The 17,725-nt window shown below is 53.8% G+C and carries 15 protein-coding genes; all 15 read right to left on the reverse strand.

Annotated features, from left to right (window positions below; genetic code table 11):
- Positions 1 to 78: 78 nt before the first annotated feature.
- The 15 genes from dnaE to tsf all read right to left on the reverse strand — a co-directional run bounded on the left by dnaE (position 79) and on the right by tsf (position 17,653).
- Entirely contained in the window at positions 79 to 3,552 is a 3,474-nt protein-coding gene (gene dnaE / locus SHEW_RS13560; protein WP_011866417.1) for a DNA polymerase III subunit alpha, read from the reverse strand.
- A gap of 172 nt (positions 3,553 to 3,724) precedes the next feature.
- The gene (gene rnhB, locus SHEW_RS13565) at positions 3,725 to 4,351 is read right to left on the reverse strand and encodes a ribonuclease HII (protein WP_011866418.1); all 627 of its coding nucleotides are present in this window, start codon (positions 4,349 to 4,351) and stop codon (positions 3,725 to 3,727) included.
- A complete protein-coding gene (lpxB, locus tag SHEW_RS13570; RefSeq protein ID WP_011866419.1) occupies positions 4,351 to 5,499 on the reverse strand; it encodes a lipid-A-disaccharide synthase in 1,149 nt (382 codons plus the stop codon). The genes rnhB and lpxB overlap by 1 nt, the downstream gene beginning before the upstream one ends.
- 95 nt (positions 5,500 to 5,594) lie before the next feature.
- Entirely contained in the window at positions 5,595 to 6,362 is a 768-nt protein-coding gene (gene lpxA, locus SHEW_RS13575) for an acyl-ACP--UDP-N-acetylglucosamine O-acyltransferase (protein WP_011866420.1), read from the reverse strand.
- Positions 6,359 to 6,820, reverse strand: a complete 462-nt coding sequence (gene fabZ / locus SHEW_RS13580) for a 3-hydroxyacyl-ACP dehydratase FabZ (protein WP_011866421.1) — start codon at positions 6,818 to 6,820, stop codon at positions 6,359 to 6,361. Before fabZ ends, lpxA begins: the two co-directional genes overlap by 4 nt.
- 30 nt (positions 6,821 to 6,850) lie before the next feature.
- The gene (gene lpxD / locus SHEW_RS13585) at positions 6,851 to 7,876 is read right to left on the reverse strand and encodes a UDP-3-O-(3-hydroxymyristoyl)glucosamine N-acyltransferase (RefSeq protein ID WP_011866422.1); all 1,026 of its coding nucleotides are present in this window, start codon (positions 7,874 to 7,876) and stop codon (positions 6,851 to 6,853) included.
- Positions 7,877 to 7,882: 6 nt separating this feature from the next.
- On the reverse strand, positions 7,883 to 8,377 hold the full coding sequence (locus SHEW_RS13590) for an OmpH/Skp family outer membrane protein (RefSeq protein ID WP_011866423.1): 495 nt from the start codon (positions 8,375 to 8,377) through the stop codon (positions 7,883 to 7,885).
- Positions 8,378 to 8,446: 69 nt separating this feature from the next.
- Positions 8,447 to 10,930, reverse strand: coding sequence for an outer membrane protein assembly factor BamA (gene bamA, locus SHEW_RS13595; RefSeq protein ID WP_011866424.1), 2,484 nt, complete (start codon positions 10,928 to 10,930; stop codon positions 8,447 to 8,449).
- A 31-nt stretch (positions 10,931 to 10,961) separates the two neighbouring features.
- Positions 10,962 to 12,323: a sigma E protease regulator RseP gene (rseP, locus tag SHEW_RS13600; protein ID WP_011866425.1), complete on the reverse strand. Its 1,362-nt coding sequence runs from the start codon at positions 12,321 to 12,323 to the stop codon at positions 10,962 to 10,964.
- A 70-nt stretch (positions 12,324 to 12,393) separates the two neighbouring features.
- Positions 12,394 to 13,581 (reverse strand): 1-deoxy-D-xylulose-5-phosphate reductoisomerase, encoded by a 1,188-nt coding sequence (ispC, locus tag SHEW_RS13605; RefSeq protein WP_011866426.1) that lies wholly within the window; start codon positions 13,579 to 13,581, stop codon positions 12,394 to 12,396.
- 2 nt (positions 13,582 to 13,583) lie between these two features.
- Complete coding sequence (locus SHEW_RS13610; RefSeq protein ID WP_041406674.1) at positions 13,584 to 14,441, reverse strand: phosphatidate cytidylyltransferase; 858 nt, start codon at positions 14,439 to 14,441, stop codon at positions 13,584 to 13,586.
- A gap of 20 nt (positions 14,442 to 14,461) precedes the next feature.
- The gene (gene uppS / locus SHEW_RS13615; RefSeq protein ID WP_011866428.1) at positions 14,462 to 15,253 is read right to left on the reverse strand and encodes an undecaprenyl pyrophosphate synthase; all 792 of its coding nucleotides are present in this window, start codon (positions 15,251 to 15,253) and stop codon (positions 14,462 to 14,464) included.
- 81 nt (positions 15,254 to 15,334) lie between these two features.
- On the reverse strand, positions 15,335 to 15,892 hold the full coding sequence (gene frr, locus SHEW_RS13620; protein ID WP_011866429.1) for a ribosome recycling factor: 558 nt from the start codon (positions 15,890 to 15,892) through the stop codon (positions 15,335 to 15,337).
- Between the two features lie 35 nt (positions 15,893 to 15,927).
- Complete coding sequence (gene pyrH, locus SHEW_RS13625) at positions 15,928 to 16,671, reverse strand: UMP kinase (RefSeq protein WP_011866430.1); 744 nt, start codon at positions 16,669 to 16,671, stop codon at positions 15,928 to 15,930.
- A 133-nt stretch (positions 16,672 to 16,804) separates the two neighbouring features.
- Positions 16,805 to 17,653, reverse strand: a complete 849-nt coding sequence (gene tsf, locus SHEW_RS13630) for a translation elongation factor Ts (protein ID WP_011866431.1) — start codon at positions 17,651 to 17,653, stop codon at positions 16,805 to 16,807.
- Positions 17,654 to 17,725 lie beyond the last annotated feature (72 nt).

The raw sequence follows: 17,725 nt of genomic DNA on the forward strand, positions 1-17,725 counted from the left end.
ATTAATGCCAGCCGCAGGCTTCACCCGCGCTAGTAGCTGGGTCAGGGCATCAAATGGACAGAAGCTGTCGGGCGCCATCTAGAAGAGGATCCTTACCTTGTCAGACCCGGTCAGCGTCTCCAGTGCCAGCATCAGCTCGTCGGTCGGATTCACCCGCCACTCATCCCCCAGCCTGAACTGGGCCTTAGCGGTAGGCTGGGCATAGTTGATCACCAAGGGTACACTGCCCGCCTTCCAGGGCTCGACCGCTTGTTGGAACTGGCCAAGCCACTCTGGGGTGATGCTAGCGCCGTCCAGATCCACCTCGACCGCGTGGGCGAAGTGGCTGCGCGCCTCACCCATATCGATGATGCTGCGGGCCGTCATGCGATTGCCGCCGGAGAAGTCATCGAAACTCACCTCCCCTTCGACGATCAAGATCCTGTCTTTCTCCAGCAGCTCACCAAATTTCTCAAAGGCCTCGGTAAACAGCATCACCTCCAAACGGGCACTCTTATCGTCCAGGGTGACCAGGCCCATCTTGGAGCCGCGCTTGGTCATCATCACACGGGTCGCCACCACGAGCCCGGCAGCCTTGGTGGTCTTGCCCCGCTCGGTGGGATGCACATCCTTGAGCCTGCCCGAAGTGTAGTGCTTCAGTTCCTTGAGATACTGATTAATCGGGTGACCGGTGAGGTACAGACCTAAGGTATCCCGTTCGCCCTCGAGCCACACCTTATCGGGCCAGGGCGTGCAGTGCACAAACTGCTGCTTGTTGTCTTCCGGCTCGCTGTTGAGCAGGCCAAACATGTCGTGCTGGCCAATCGCCTCGGCCTTGGCATGCTGATCCGCGGCGCGAATTGCCTCTGGCAGGGTCGCCATCATGGCGGCGCGGTGCGGCCCCAGGTTATCCAAGGCGCCGGCGCAGATCAGTTTCTCGATAACTCTGCGATTAAGCTTCTTGAGATCGACCCGGGCGCAGAAGTCGAACAGATCGATGAAAGGCCCATCCTCGCGCGCCTTCAGAATCGATTCCACCGGGCCTTCACCCACGCCCTTGATGGCGCCGATGCCATAGACGATGTTGAGGTCGTCATCCACGGTGAAGCGGAACAGGCCCTTGTTGACGTCCGGCGGCAACAGCGGTAAGCCCATGCGCTCACACTCGTCCACCAGGGTCACGATCTTGTCTGTGTTGTCCATATCCGCCGACATCACCGCCGCCATAAACTGCGCCGGGAAATGGGTCTTGAGCCAGAGGGTCTGGTAGGACACCAAGGCGTAGGCGGCCGAGTGCGACTTGTTGAAGCCGTAACCGGCAAACTTCTCCACCAAGTCGAAGATCTTCATCGCCAGCTCGCCGTCGACGCCGTTCTTCACCGCGCCCTCTTCGAAGACACTACGCTGCTTGGCCATCTCTTCGGGTTTCTTCTTACCCATGGCACGACGCAGCATGTCCGCGCCGCCCAGGGTATAGCCCGCCAGTACCTGGGCGATCTGCATCACCTGTTCCTGGTAGAGAATGATACCGTAGGTGGGCTCCAGAATCGGCTTAAGGCTCTCGTGTTGCCACTGCTGGTCGGGATAAGAAACCTCTTCACGGCCGTGCTTACGCTCGATGAAGTTATCTACCATGCCCGACTGTAGCGGCCCGGGACGGAACAGGGCCACCAGTGCGATCATATCTTCGAAGCAGTCAGGCTGTAGGCGCTTAATCAGATCTTTCATACCGCGAGATTCCAGCTGGAACACGGCGGTGGTTTCATAACGCTGCAGCAGACGGAAGGAGGCTGGGTCATCCAAAACGATCGCCTCGATACGCACCGGCTCTTTGCCCTGCTTCGCCAGATGCGGATTGATCATCTGCAACGCCCAGTCGATGATGGTCAGGGTCCTCAGACCCAGGAAGTCGAACTTCACCAGACCGGCGGTCTCTACGTCGTTCTTATCGAACTGGGTAACCGGGTTGTGGCCCTCGGCATCACAGTAGAGCGGCGCAAAGTCAGTGATCACCGTCGGCGCGATCACCACGCCCCCGGCGTGTTTACCCGCGTTACGTGTGACCCCTTCCAGCACCCGGCACATGTCGATGAGATCTTTCACCTCTTCGTCGGCGTCATAGGCCTCGGGCAGTGCCGGCTCGGCCTCGAACGCCTTGGCCAGTGTCATGCCGGGCTCGGCCGGGATCATCTTAGAGATACGGTCGACGAAGCCATAGGGGTGACCCAGTACACGGCCCACGTCACGCACCACGGCCTTAGCCGCCATGGTACCGAAGGTGATGATCTGCGACACGGCGTCACGGCCATAGAGTTCGGCCACGTGGTCGATCACCTCGTCGCGTCTGTCCATACAGAAGTCGACGTCGAAATCGGGCATGGAAACACGTTCTGGGTTAAGGAAACGTTCGAACAGCAGGTCGAATTCCAGCGGGTCGAGATCGGTGATCTTAAGGGCATAGGCCACCAGAGAACCCGCCCCCGAACCACGGCCGGGACCGATAGGGATACCGTTGTCTTTACCCCACTGAATGAACTCCATCACGATGAGGAAGTAGCCGGGGAATCCCATGTTGTTAATTACCGTCAGCTCGACATCGAGACGCTCGTCATACTCGCCGCGGCGCTCGGCGCGCTGTGCTTCATCAGGGAAGAGGAACTCGAGACGCTCCTCCAGGCCCTTCTTGGAGACCTCGACCAGAAAATCTTCGATGGAGAGATCGCCGGTGGGGAAGTTCGGCAGGAAGTATTCACCGAGTCTCACGGTAACGTTACAGCGCTTGGCGATCTCCACGCTGTTTTGCAACGCCTCAGGGATATCGTCAAACAGCTCACACATCTCATCCTGAATGCGGAAATATTGCTGCTCGCTGTAGCGGCGCGGCCGCCTTGGGTCGGCCAGGGTGAAACCATCCGAGATGGCCACGCGGATCTCGTGGGCCTCGAATTGCTCAGGCTGTATGAACACCACCTGATTGGTGGCGACCACGGGCAGGTCTTTCTCGCCTGCCAGCTCGACCGCCATATGCAGATAACGCTCCTCATCGGGGCGACCCGTGCGGATAAGCTCGAGATAATAACGGTCGGGGAAATGGGTCTGATAGAAGGCGACCAGAGAGTCCACCTGGCCCTGGTTACCCTTGAGCAGCGCCTTGCCCACGTCGCCATCTTTGGCGCCGGAGAGCAGGATCAGCCCTTCGCTGTAGCGCTCCAGCCAGGCCTGGTCGATCACCGCCCTGTCTTTTACATGGCCACGCAGATAGGCATCACTGATCAGCAGGGTGAGGTTCTTATACCCCTCGTTGTTCATCGCCAGCACGGTCAGGGAACAGAACTCATCCTCGAATCCTGGCACCAGCATGAAGAAGTCACAACCTACGATGGGCTTGATCCCAGCGCCGTGACAACCGCCATAAAACTTCACCAGGCCGCAGAGGTTGGTGTTGTCGGTCAGGGCCAGTGCGGCCATCTGATCTTCACTGGCCTTGGCGAGAATGGGCTTGACCTTGGCGAGGCCATCAGACATGGAAAAATCACTGTGTACGCGCAGGTGCACGAAACGAGGTTCTGACATAAGAAGATTCTGATTTAGTTAGCAAATTTTCTAATATTTATGCGGCGAACTATTCCCGTGAAAGAGTCGCCTTGAAAGAGTCGCCTTGAAAAGTCACCTTTAAAGAGCAACCTTGAAAGAGTACCAGAGTCACACACAGGGCACCAGTCACAGGCGCCCCCGCGAGGGCGGTTTAACAGGCCTCCAGACGCTCCTTGACCGGCCTGAAACTCTTGCGGTGCTCGGCCAGTACGCCATGGGCCTCGAGCGCCTCGAAATGGGCCTTGGTGGGGTAGCCCTTATGCTTGGCGAAGCCATATTCGGGATAGCGCTCATCCAGGGCTTCCATCTCTCTGTCGCGCACCACTTTGGCAACGATAGAGGCGGCGCTGATGGCCGGGATCAGGCCATCGCCCTTGATCACCGCATGACCCTCCAGGGTCTCATCGGTAAAGTCCGGTACCCGATTGCCGTCGATCAATACTCTGTCAGGTCGGGCGCGCAGTCCTGCGACGGCGCGCTGCATCGCCAGCATGGTCGCGTGCAGTATGTTGAGCTCATCGATCTCCAGCGGTGAACAGCGTCCGACGCTGACATCCAGCGCCTTGGCGAGGATCTCCTCATAGAGGGCGTCGCGCTTCTTCTCCGACAGCTTCTTGGAGTCATTTAGCCCTTCAATAGGATTGTTCGGGTCCAGCACCACGGCGGCGGTCACCACATCGCCCACCAAGGGGCCACGGCCCACTTCATCGACGCCGGCGTAGAAACCGCTGCAGAGTGCCTCGACCTGTTCGGCGGTAATTTGTTTATAGATAGCCACTATTTTGTCTCCACTAGCTCGATAACCGCCTGGGCCGCGCGCGCACTGGCATCGCATCTTAGCTGTTGATGCAGCGTCATAAAGCTCTCCATCAACGGCTTATGATCGCCATCGAGCTGATTGGAAACGGCGTCGACTATCTTATCTGGTGTACAGTCGGCCTGGATCAGCTCAGGGATGATCTCCCTGCCCGCCAGCAAATTAGGCAAGGAGTAATGAGATATCTGCATCATTCCCTTAGCGATACGATAGGTGATCGGCGATACCCGGTAGGCCACCACCATGGGGCGTTTCACCAACATGGCCTCCAGGGTCGCGGTGCCAGACGCCAGCAAGATAGCATCGGCTGCGGCCATCACGGTGCGAGACTGTCCCTCGACCAGATGTATGTCGAGATCCGGCGCATGGGTCTTGAGGGCCAGCTCAAACTGGGCCCGACGCTTGGCATTGACCAGCGGGGTGACAAACTTAAGGTCTGGGTAGCGCTGGCGCAACTTTACCGCCGCCTGCACGAAAGGCTCGGCCAGCTGCTTGAGCTCGCCGCCCCGAGAGCCGGGTAAGATGGCGAGATATTCGGCGTGGGGATCTAACCCCAGGGTCTCGCGGGCACTGAGCTTATCGCTCTCTAGCGGAATATCGTCTGCGAGTGTGTGGCCGACGAAGGTACAAGGCACATTATGCTTATCGTAGAAGGCCTTCTCGAAGGGCAACAGCGACAGCACCATGTTGGTCGCCTTGGCGATCTTGAAGATCCGCTTGGGGCGCCAGGCCCACACAGAAGGGCTGACATAGTGAACCGTCTTGATCCCCTGCGCCTTAAGCTTCAGCTCCAGACCTATGTTGAAATCGGGGGCATCGATACCGATAAAGCAATCTGGCTTTAGGGCGGTCAGCTCGTCGATCAGCGTTTTACGCACCTTAAGCAGGCGTGGCAGGCGCGACAGCACCTCGACCAGGCCCATCACGGCCAGCTCTTCGAAAGAGAACAGGGACTCAAACCCCAAGGCATCCATCTGCGGGCCGCCGATACCGACGAAGCGGGCATCCGGGTATTGCTGTTTCAAGGCCTTGATCAGGCCGGCGCCGAGAATATCACCGGACAGCTCACCCGCCACCATGGCGAATACTTTTTGATTGCTCTGATTCATCTTCTGTTACTTGCTTACTGAAAATAAAAAAGCCCGTGAACACGAGCTTTTCTTCGATAGCTAAACCAATTAGCTAAACCGATTAAAGAAACCGATTAACGAATAATGCCTCGGCTCGAGTTGACCACAAAGTCCATCAGCAGCTTAACCTGCTCGTCCTCGGCATCCTCACCCAAGGCGGCAACTGCTTCTTCAATGGTCAAGCCCTTGCGATACAAGGTCTTGTAGGCACGGCGCACTGCCAGTTGGCTCTCTTTTGAGAAGCCGCGGCGTTTCATGCCTTCGCTGTTCAGTCCCCTTGGGATAGCAGGCTGTCCCGACGCCATCACAAATGGCGGCACATCTTGCAGGATCAATGAATAACCAGCGGTAAAGGCATGTGCACCAATATGCACAAACTGATGCACACCCGTCATGCCGCCTAGGATCGCCCAGTCGCCCACATGGACGTGGCCGGCGATAGAGGCGTTGTTAGCCATGATCACATTGTTACCCACCACACAGTCGTGGGCGATGTGCACATAGGCCATAAACAGGTTGTTGGAGCCGATACGGGTCTCACTGTTATCCTGCACCGTGCCGCGATGTATGGTGACAGATTCGCGGATCACATTGTTATCGCCGATGATCAGCCGGGTTGGCTCGCCAGCATACTTCTTATCCTGGCAGTCTTCCCCTACTGAGGCGAACTGAAAAATACGGTTACCCTTGCCGATAACCGTAGGGCCCTTGACCACCACGTGAGAGCTCAGATGACAGTCGTCGCCGATCTCGACATCTGGGCCGATATAGGTCCATGGGCCTATGGTAACATTGTTACCGATTTTGGCATCTGGGTGTACAAATGCTAACTTATCAATCACTTGGCAATCTCTCTGCGGGCACACATGATCTCTGCCGAACAAACTAGTTCGCCATCGACCTTAGCTTCACCTGTGAAGACGCCAATCCCGCGGCGTTCTTTAATCATCTTAACTTCGAAATGAAGTTGGTCGCCTGGCTCGACCACACGCTTGAAGCGAGCGTTATCGATACCGGCAAAATAGTATAAGGCATCGTTAGATGGCTCATCGCTCATGGTTTTAAACGCTAACAGACCGGTCGCCTGGGCCATAGCCTCTAGGATCAATACACCTGGCATCACAGGAGCTACAGGGAAATGGCCCTGGAAGAATGGCTCGTTGATGGTGACATTCTTGATCGCATGCAGTGTTTCACCTGGCGTAAAGTCGAGGACTCTATCGATCAATAAAAACGGATACCTGTGAGGTAGGAACTTTAGGATCTCTTTGATATCCATCGTATTTAATTGATTTGACACTCAATAACTTCCTTAGCTGCCCTCGGGCAGTTAATCATCTGATTTAACGTTTTTTTCAAGCTGTTTGACGCGTTGGAACAATTCATCAAGTTGTCTGAATCTGACGGTATTACGTCGCCACAACTTGTTTTCCATCGCAACGGTAGCAGAAGAGTATACACCAGGCTCACGAATAACACTCGTCACATTGGTGCCACCCGAGATATGGGTACCGTCGGCAATCGACAGATGCCCTGCCACGGCGCTACTGCCGCCTATGATACAGTATTTACCTATATTACAGCTGCCGGCAAAGGTAGAGCTACCGGCCAGTGCGGTGTTTTCACCCACTACCACGTTGTGTGCAAGCTGCACCTGGTTGTCGATGATAACTCCATCGTGGATCTCTGTGTGATCCAGCGCGCCGCGGTCGATACTGGTGCAGGCACCTATCTCGACACGGTTACCGATACGCACCCCACCGGTTTGTGGGATCTTGATCCATAGACCACGCTCATTGGCATAACCAAAACCGTCAGAGCCGATCACTGTACCCGAATGCACGATACAGTCTGTACCCAGCTGCACATCATGGTAAAGGGTCACGTTGGCCCACAGGATAGAGTTTGAGCCGACGATAACATCCTGGCCAAGCACACAGCCGGGACCTACCTGAACATTCTCGCCTAAGATAACCTTGGCGCCTATCACCGCATTGGCCCCTATGGCGACGCCTTCACCCAGCTGGGCGCTAGGGTCGATAACCGCACTGGGGTGAATAGCCTCGGCGGCCTTAGGCGTGGTGTCGAGCAGCTGAGCAACTCTTGCAAAACCCACATAGGGGTCGGCCAACACTAAGGCATTGCCACTGTAATGCTCGGCCATCTTGGGCGAAAGCAACACGGCAGAGGCTGCCGTGCCTTCTAACTGACTCTGGTATTTGGGATTCGCCAGAAAGGAGATCTCCCCCGCCTGTGCCTTCTCCAGCGTGGCGACACGGTGAATAGTCACCGTCTCGTCACCCTTGACCTCGGCATTCAGATGGGCGGCGATCTCACTTAGGGTATAACTTGTCATCAATGCCTAGCCTTTGCTCAGAGCTTCAACCACTTTGCTGCTGATGTCTGATGTCGGCTTCACGTAGATCACGGCGCCGCGCTGTAGCACTACGTCATACTTCTCTTTCTCGGCGATAGCGCTGATGGCTTTTTGAACCTTAACCAATAGCTTGTTTTGCTCTTCACCGTTACGACGACGCATATCTTCATCCAGCGCCTTGCCCTTCAGCTGTAGCTCAGCCTTGAGAGACTCCATCTTGCGCAGCATCTCAGTCTTCTGCGTTTCGCTCATCAGGGCCGCGTCGCGTTGCTGCTTCTCTAGCATGCCGCGAAGCTCTTCCTGCATCTTCTGTACGCCAGCCACACGATCGCCGAATTCGGTTTTCAGTGTTTTGCTGACTTCTTCGCGCTGTGGTAGCTGCTCAAATACCGCCTGCATATCGACAACGGCGATCTTTTCAGCTTGTGCCGCGATAGGTGCACCTAACAGAACCAACACCATCATTGCGCGATTAAACATCTTATTCAAAATAAACTCCTTATAATCAGCAAAACTTGCCGATGACTTTTTATTTAAATTAGTTCTACTTTAGAAAGTTTTACCAATGTTGAACGAGAAGATCTCTGTGTCATCATCTTCATATTTTTTGATTGGCCATGCAAGACTAAATACCATAGGTCCCATTGGCGACAACCATTGTACGCTCATCCCCGCCGAGGCGCGGATACGTCCTGGGTCTGAATAGTCAGACAACTTGTCGAACTGCTCAGCCGGCAGGAAGCGATAGGCGTCATAGTCGAACTCGGTATCCCAGACGTTACCCGCATCGACGAAGAAGCTGGTACGCACCGAGTTAGTGTAGGCCTCATCCAGGAATGGAGTTGGCACTATCATCTCAACACTCGCCGTAGCGATGGCGTTACCACCGATAGAGCGGCCACCGCTCACAGTGACACGGTTAGGATCCCCTGGCAAGGTACAAGTATCCCCTGCTGGATCTGGCGAGCACGGCTCACTACCACGATACAGGTAGAATGAACGTGGACCCACAGAATTAGACTTGAAGCCACGCAGTGAGCTGCTACCACCCGAGTAGTAGTTCTCCCAGAAAGGTAGGATCTGGTCGTTGTCGTTGTACTGACCATAACCGTTACCATAACCCAGGCGCGCCTTAGTCAGGAGCACGAAGCTGTGGCTGCGGTTGATTGGCCAGTAGAAGCTGGTATCGAAATCTGTCTTAAAGTACTGCAGATCCGAACCTGGCACCGTCATCTTGCCGCTCAGACGCTGTGACGAACCATCGGTTGGGAAGGTGCCGCGGTTAAGCGTGCTGCGGTACCAGCCGAGGGTCAGCTCGAAGTTATCGAACGACAGGTCGGCGTTAGGATCGTTGGCATCACGATAGATGTTGTAGAAGCGCAGGGCCTGCTCGTAGGCCGAGATCTCCGAGATGCTGTTGTGACGATAGCCGATACCACCGTTGATACGGTTGTATTCGTTGATCGGGAAGCCGGAGTTGACAGCAATACCGTAAGAACTGTTCTTATAGCGTTCGAGGTTCGCTTCCTGAGCGTCAAACTCGTTCCAGTAGATGCTACCACCCAGGCTCACGCCATCTTTGGTGAAGTAAGGATCTGTGTAGTTGATGTTGACGTTCTTCGAGTATTTGTTGGTGTTAAGGTTGATACCCGCCTGATTACCTGTACCCAGGAAGTTACTCTGCTGCACACCGAACTGTAGGCTCAGGCCCGACTCGGTACCATAACCCACCCCCGCGTTGAACGAGCCTGATGGCTGCTCCTTCACGGTGAAGTCGACGTCCACCAGGTCATCTGTGCCCGGCACCTGAACCGTCTGAGTATCGACGGTTTCGAAGTAACCCAGGCGGTTCAGACGCGCCTTGGATTGCTCAACCTGGGCCGAGTTCAGCCAAGCGCCTTCCATCTGACGCAGCTCGCGGCGCATCACCTCATCTTTGGTAACCTGGTTACCGGTAAAGTTAATGCTACGTACATAGACGCGCTTACCCGGCTTGATGTTGACGTTGAGGGCGACCTCTTTAGTCTCATCATCGATCTCAGGATAGGTCTTCACCTCTGGGTAGGCATATCCGAAACGGCCCAGATACTTGCCATACATCTCTTCGGTAAAGGTCACATCCGCGCCGTTATAGGTATCGCCTACCTTGATCGGCAGAATCGCCTGCATCACCTCTTCGCGGCCCATGAGGTCGCCAGTCAGGTTAACTTCTTTAACCTTGTACTGCTCACCCTCGTCAACGTTGATGGTGATGTAGAGACCCTTACGGTCAGGGGTCATCGCCACCTGAGTCGAGGTCACCTCGAAACGGATATAACCGCGGTTGTGGTAGAAGGTCTTGATGGTTTCAAGGTCGGCCTGCAGCTTCTGCTTCTGATAGCGGCGCTCACCGAAGAGATCCCACCATGCCACATAGTCTTTCAGCTCCAGCATGCCGATCAGTTCGGCGTCGCTAAAGACAGTGTTGCCCACCACGTTGATCTGACGAATCTCTGCCGCCAAACCTTCGGTAAACTTAAATTTCAACTCGACACGGTTACGCGGCAGGTTAATCACCTGAGCCTCAACCTTGGCGCCATATTTACCCACGCCATAGTAGAAGTCCTGCAGGCTCTTCTCGATGCCGCTGAGCATGGTGCGATCCAGCGACTCACCGGCCTTGACGCCACTGCCGTCGAGACTCTCTTGCAGCTGCTCGTCTTTAATGTCCTTGTTGCCTTCAAAGGTCACGACGCTGATGGTAGGCCTTTCTTTGACCGTTACTACCAAGACGCTGCCATCGCGGCTCACCTCGATATGCTCGAAGTTAGTCGAGGAATACAGGCTCTTAATCGCCTGCTGCAGACGCATCTCGTCGACCGTGTCTCCCACCTTGATAGGAATATTCAACAGCGCCGCACCCAGTGCAACACGCTGCAGTCCCTTAACCTGGATGTCGGTCACTTCAAAAGGCTGGAATGTATCGGCCCAACCCTTCCCTGATAAAGACGCACCGACTAATAACATCGAGGCAAAAATTTTATTCAATCTCATAGAGCACTTCTAATTATGTGTGTGTCCTTGCTCAGAGTCGGGAAAAATCATTGAAAAGGGCGATACTCATCAATATTAGCAGCAAGGCTGCCCCAAATCTGAATCCAATTTCCTGCACCTTTTCCGGTACAGGCCTGCCTGTGATCACTTCGATGAAGTAATATAACAGATGCCCGCCATCAAGCACGGGTAAAGGCAATAAATTAATAATGCCTAAATTCACGCTGATTAATGCCAGGAATCCCAAAAAGTAAACTAAACCATAGTTGGCGCTGTTTCCCGCGCCCTGAGCGATAGAGATAGGGCCGCTCAAATTCTTCACCGACACGTCACCGGTAAAGAGTTTGCCGATCATCTTAATGCTGACCGATACAAGTTGCCATGTTTTATCGGCGGCGACCATGAGGGACTCACCGACACCGTATTCCAGTTGCAGACGCATCTCATCAGGCCAAGGCGCCTGGGTCGGTGCCACGCCAATCACGCCCTCGACCTTACCGCCGTCAATAGTGCGCGCTTTAGGGGTGACATTAAACTTAAGCTGCTCACCGTCGCGTCTGATGGTCACGCTAATTGGCTTATCCGCCGATGCCTTGATCTTGGCAACAAACTGATCCCAATCGCCATAAGATTTGTTATCGACGGCGACTAAGGTGTCACCTAGGCGCAAACCAGCCGCGTAGGCGGCGCCATCTTCGGCCACAAAACCCAACTTAGGGGTGATGGCAGGCCTAAAGACATTGAGGCCCAGCGAAGTAATGGGCGACTCAGTCTCAGGATTAAACTTCCACTTGCGGGTATCTAACTTATAGGTGCGCTCCTCGCCCATCACGCCCGATAAGGGGGCCAGCGTGACGTCGATGGCATCATCACCTATGTGACCGACCAAGGCGTAGGTCACCTCTTCCCAGTTGCGTACGCTGCGATCGCCAACGGCAATCACCTGCATCGGCTTCTTGACCTGAATCACAGCCGCCGGCGAGCCGGACTGTGTCGATTCGATCACAGGTTTAATCGAGGGCACGCCGATAAGGTACATGATGTAGAGGGCAAAGATGGCAAACACGAAGTTGGCCATGGGGCCGGCACCGACGATGGCGATGCGCTGCCAGACAGATTTACGGTTAAAGGCCTGGGGCTTTAGCTCATCGGCTACGGTATCGACCCGCTCGTCGAGCATCTTCACATAGCCGCCGAGGGGGATCATGGCCACCACGTACTCGGTACCATCGGCGCCGATCTTGCGCCAGATGGCCTTACCGAAACCGATAGAGAAACGCTCAACTTTCACGCCGCAACGTCTGGCCACCCAGAAGTGACCATATTCATGGGCTGTGATGAGAATTCCAAGGGCGATAATGAATGAGCCCAAGTTCCACAAAAAGTCTAGCATTCCTCTCCTTATCTCTGCTTATCTTTGCTTACGTAAGCCACGAAAGCTTTAAAACCAGCTAGCGCGAGCCTTATAGTTTGGCGACCCGCTCCTGCGCCGCACGCCGTGCCAGGCCATCCAGCGCCAAAATATCTTCTATGGTGTCTAAGCTACGCTGCTCGACATGACTCAGGCAATACTCGTTTACCCGTGCGATATCGGTAAAACGTATCAATCCTGCCAGGAAGGCCTCGACCGACACCTCGTTGGCCGCGTTCAATACCGTGGTGGCTTCCTGTCCCTGCTCGCAGGCATCTATGGCCAACTTCAGACAGGGGAAGCGATTGAAGTCGGGTTCAAGAAAGCTTAACTGTCCGACTTTGAAAAAATCTAAAGGTTCAACGCCCGCCGAAATTCTTTGCGGATAGGCCATGCAGTGCGCTATGGGCGTGCGCATGTCTGGATTGCCCATCTGGGCCAACACGCTGCCGTCCTTATACTGCACCATAGAGTGGATCACGCTCTGGGGATGCACTACGACCTTGAGTTGCTCTTTGGTGGCATTAAACAGCCAACGGGCCTCGATATACTCGAGTCCCTTGTTCATCATACTGGCGGAATCGACCGAGATCTTACGCCCCATGGACCAGTTAGGATGTTTGCAGGCCTGGTCCGGCGTCATCTGACTCAGACTATCGAGATCTGAGGTGAGAAAAGGTCCGCCCGATCCGGTCAACAAAATATGGGAGATGCCGGCACCGGCCAGATCGCAGGCGCCAATGGCTTGCTGAGCAGGCTCTGGCAGACACTGGAAGATGGCGTTGTGCTCACTGTCTACTGGCAACACCTTGGCGTTTGAGCCCTGCATCGCATCGATAAACAGACGACCCGACATCACCAGCGACTCTTTATTGGCCAGCAGCACCCGCTTACCCGCCTTAACCGCCGCCAGTGTGGCAGGTAGACCCGCCGCGCCGACGATGGCCGCCATGACGCAATCCACCTCGGGCAGAGCAACGATAGCCGCCAACTCATCTTCGCCCGAAGAGACGGCAATAGCCATGTGCGCCGGCAAACGACGCTGCAACTCGGCTGCCGCCTGGGGGTCGACCATGTGGGCTATCGATGGATTGTACTTGATACACAAGTCGAGCATCTTATCGACACTCTTATGGGCGACCAGGGCAAAGGCCTTGTAGGCCTCAGGATTTTGCTCGATAACGCTCAGGGTACTGGCGCCGATAGAACCTGTGGCGCCTAGAATCACCATTTTCTGCATGGTTACATCCAAAATGCGATATAAATTAGGGTAAAGATGGGCAGCGCCGCCGTCAGGCTGTCGATGCGATCCAGCACCCCGCCATGACCCGGCAATATGGTGCCCGAATCTTTAATGTCGGCCACACGCTTAAACATACTTTCCGATAGATCCCCAAGGGCCGAGACCAGGGCGACAAACAGGGTCACGCCGATGACGAGTCCCAACTCCTGCTCTGGCGAGACCATCATCACGCCCGCCACGACCACCATAGTAGTCACCAGGCCACCGAGCAGCCCCTCGACGGTTTTTGCCGGACTCACGTTAGGCATCAGCTTGTGCTTGCCTAGGGCCTTACCGGCAAAATAGGCACCAGAATCAGTCGCCCACACGGTGAGCATCACCAGGAATACCAAGGCGCCGCCATAGTATGGCATACTCGCCGTGCTCAGGGCCTTTAGCGCGATCAGGGCGGTAAAACAGGGCACTAGGGTTAGCTGACCAAACATAGATTTCAGCATGTGGCTCTTGCCCCAGAGGGCGGCACTTTTAGGGTAGCTGAGTACCAGGAATAACGAGATGACCCACCACATGGCGCCAATCAGTGTGATGGCGAGATAGACAGGATGTAGCTGCCCCTTAAACCAAACCTCTTCGGTGGGCACCAGGAGGTTTAACGCCACCAGCAAGATGCCTATGGTCAGGGTGAAACTCCACTGGGTCACATTACAGCGCTTGTCTATGATGCGTCCCCACTCTTTGGCGGCGATCAGGAACACAGCCACCAATGCCCATGAAAAATACTCCACAGGGAAAAAGAAAATGGCTCCCATCACCAATGGGATCAACCATACTGCTGTTATTATTCTATGTTTTAGCAAAACTTTCCCTCTTAAATTTATTACTCAGCCTGCAAAGTCTCAATTTGAGAACCCGTCAATCCAAAACGGCGCTGCCGGGTAGCAAATACGGCTACCGCATCTTTAAAGGCCTGTTCATCAAAATCTGGCCACAACACATCAGTAAACACTAACTCTGCGTAAGCCGCTTGCCATAACACAAAGTTACTAATGCGAAAATCGCCACCGGTGCGAATCATTAAATCAACTTCCGGTTGATTTTGCATGCTTAAATGCTGACTTAGCGCCTCCTCGGTGAACTGACTGCTGGTCATTTCGCCAGATTCCACCTTTTTGGCTAAGGTTTGCGCCGCCTGCACTATGTCCCAGCGACCGCCGTAGTTGGCCGCCACATTGAGGATCAAACCAGTGTTGTTGGCCGTCTTCTCCATCGCCGCGGCGATCTGCTTTTGTAAGCGGGCAGAAAAACGACTGATGTCCCCTATGATGTTGAGCCTGACCCCGTTTTTATCCAGTAGTTTTATTTCTCGTTGTAAAACGGTGAAAAACAGCTCCATCAGGAGGCTGACTTCTTTCTCGGGTCTGCGCCAGTTTTCACTGGAAAACGCAAACAGGGTTAACGAACCTATCCCCATCTCACGCGCCATACTCACCGCACGGCGAACAGTCTTTACACCGGCCTTGTGGCCCACAACACGGGGCTTGCCCTGTGCCTGTGCCCAGCGCCCGTTGCCATCCATGATGATCGCCACGTGCTTGGGAATAGACTGTTTTACCAGCTCTGCGAGTGCTTCATTAGATAACTCAGAGCCAGATTGAGATTCGATTGACATCTATTACAACCCTTAAAAATAGCAAACGCCGTGTAGTATACCCCTACACGGCGTGCGAACTCTAGTAACGAAACAGGGAGATTAGACTTCCATCAACTCTGCTTCTTTTGCCGTCAAGATCTCATCGATCTGCTTGATGTGAGCGTCAGTAAACTTCTGAATCTCATCTTCAGTGCGGCGTACATCGTCCTCGGTACACTCTTTCTCTTTCTCCAGCGCTTTCACGTCAGAGTTAGCGTCACGACGCACGTTACGTACGGCGATACGACCGTTTTCAGCCTCGGCGCGAACTACCTTGATCAGGTCCTTACGACGCTCTTCGGTCAGTGCTGGTAGCGGAATACGGATAGTCGTACCGGCAGACATAGGGTTTAGGCCCAGATCTGAACTCATGATCGCCTTCTCAACCGCTGCAATCATAGTGGTATCAAAGACAGTGATTGCCAGAGTACGAGAATCTTCAATAGATACGTTACCTACCTGCTTAAGCGGGGTTGGCGTACCATAGTAAGGTACCTTGATCGAATCAAGCAGACTTGGGTGAGCACGACCAGTACGTACTTTAGCCATTTGATTCTTAGTCGCTTCAACACACTTCGCCATACGGCTCTTTGCATCTTCTTTGATTTCGTTAATCACGTTAAATATCCTTAAATTCGTTCGTATCGGGTTATTTATTCGGCAGTCTTACGGCTACTTCTAATAAGCGTACCTTCATGGTCGCCCATGATAACACGTCGTAGCGCACCAGGCTTGTTCATATTAAACACTAAGATAGGCATATCGTGATCTCTTGCAAGGGTAAATGCCGCAAGATCCATCACTTTCAATTCTTTTTCCAGGACTTCGCCATAACCCATCTCGTCATATTTTACCGCTTCTGGGTTCTTGACTGGGTCATCTGAGTAAACACCATCTACCTTAGTGCCCTTGAGTACCACTTCGGCTTCGATCTCGATACCGCGCAGGCAGGCGGCAGAGTCTGTGGTACAGAAAGGATTACCCGTACCGGCGGCGAAGATCACCACACGGCCAGATTTAAGCAGGCTAATCGCTTCGGCCCAGTTATAGTCGTCACACACGCCTTTCAAGGGGATGGCCGACATCAGGCGGGCATTCACATAGGCTCTGTGCAGCGCATCGCGCATCGCCAGACCATTCATTACGGTTGCCAACATGCCCATATGGTCGCCCACCACACGGTTCATGCCTGCTTGTGCTAGGCCTTCACCACGGAATAGGTTACCGCCACCAATCACAACACCTACCTGAATACCAAGCTCAACCAGCTCTTTAATCTCTTGTGCCATGCGATCTAGCACCTTGGGATCGATGCCAAAGCCCTCTTCGCCCATCAGGGCCTCGCCACTCAGTTTGAGAAGAATACGTCGAAAAGCAGGTTTTGGATTTGTGCTCATAGTTGTTTGTCCTGATAAATGCCGATGGGTAACGTGCCAATTATATAGAAAAAAAAGCGCTGTGCAGCAATCTAATTGGCATAATAAAACCGCAGCGAATGCTGCGGTTTTTAGGGTATCTTACAACTGGCGATTACGCCTTAGAAGCGGCGATTTGCGCTGCTACTTCAGCGGCAAAATCTTCTTCTTTCTTCTCGATACCTTCACCAACTTCTAGACGAATGAAGTTAGTTACTGTAGCGCCTTTCTCTTTAAGGATTTCGCCAACAGTCTTCTTAGGCTCCATGATGAAAGCTTGACCAGTCAGAGAAACCTCTCCGGTGAACTTCTTCATACGGCCAGCAACCATCTTCTCAGCGATCTCTTGAGGCTTGCCTTCGTTCATCGCGATTTCGATCTGAACGGCTTTCTCTTTTTCAACAACTTCAGCTGGTACGTCTGATGGGTTAACGTATTCTGGCTTAGAAGCAGCAACGTGCATAGCAACGTGCTTCAGAGTCTCTTCGTCAGCTTCACCAGTTACAACAACACCGATACGGTCGCCGTGACGGTAAGAAGCTTGGCTAGCACCATCGATGTACTCAACGCGACGAACGTTGATGTTTTCACCGATTTTAGCAACTAGCGCAACACGAGTTTCTTCGAACTGAGCTTGTAGGTCGGCAATAGATACTTTGCCAGCTGCAGCAACATCCAGAACTTCGTTAGCGAAAGCCAGGAAGTTAGAGTCTTTTGCAACGAAGTCAGTTTGACAGTTAACTTCTAGAAGTACTGAGAAACCTTCGCCTTGCTTGATCAGGATAGTACCTTCAGCAGCGATGTTACCTGCTTTCTTAGCAGCCTTTGCAGCACCGCTCTTACGCATGTTTTCAATCGCTAGCTCAATGTCACCATTGGTTTCAGTTAGCGCTTTTTTACAATCCATCATGCCAGCGCCAGTACGCTCGCGTAGTTCTTTAACTTGGGCAGCAGTAATTGCCATTGTTAAATCCTCTATAGGTAACTCTACAAATCAAATGTGAAAAAACAGGGGCCTTAGGGCCCCTGTTCACCA

Origin of the sequence: Shewanella loihica PV-4 (assembly GCF_000016065.1) — a bacterium.
Taxonomy (GTDB): Bacteria; Pseudomonadota; Gammaproteobacteria; order Enterobacterales; family Shewanellaceae; genus Shewanella; species Shewanella loihica.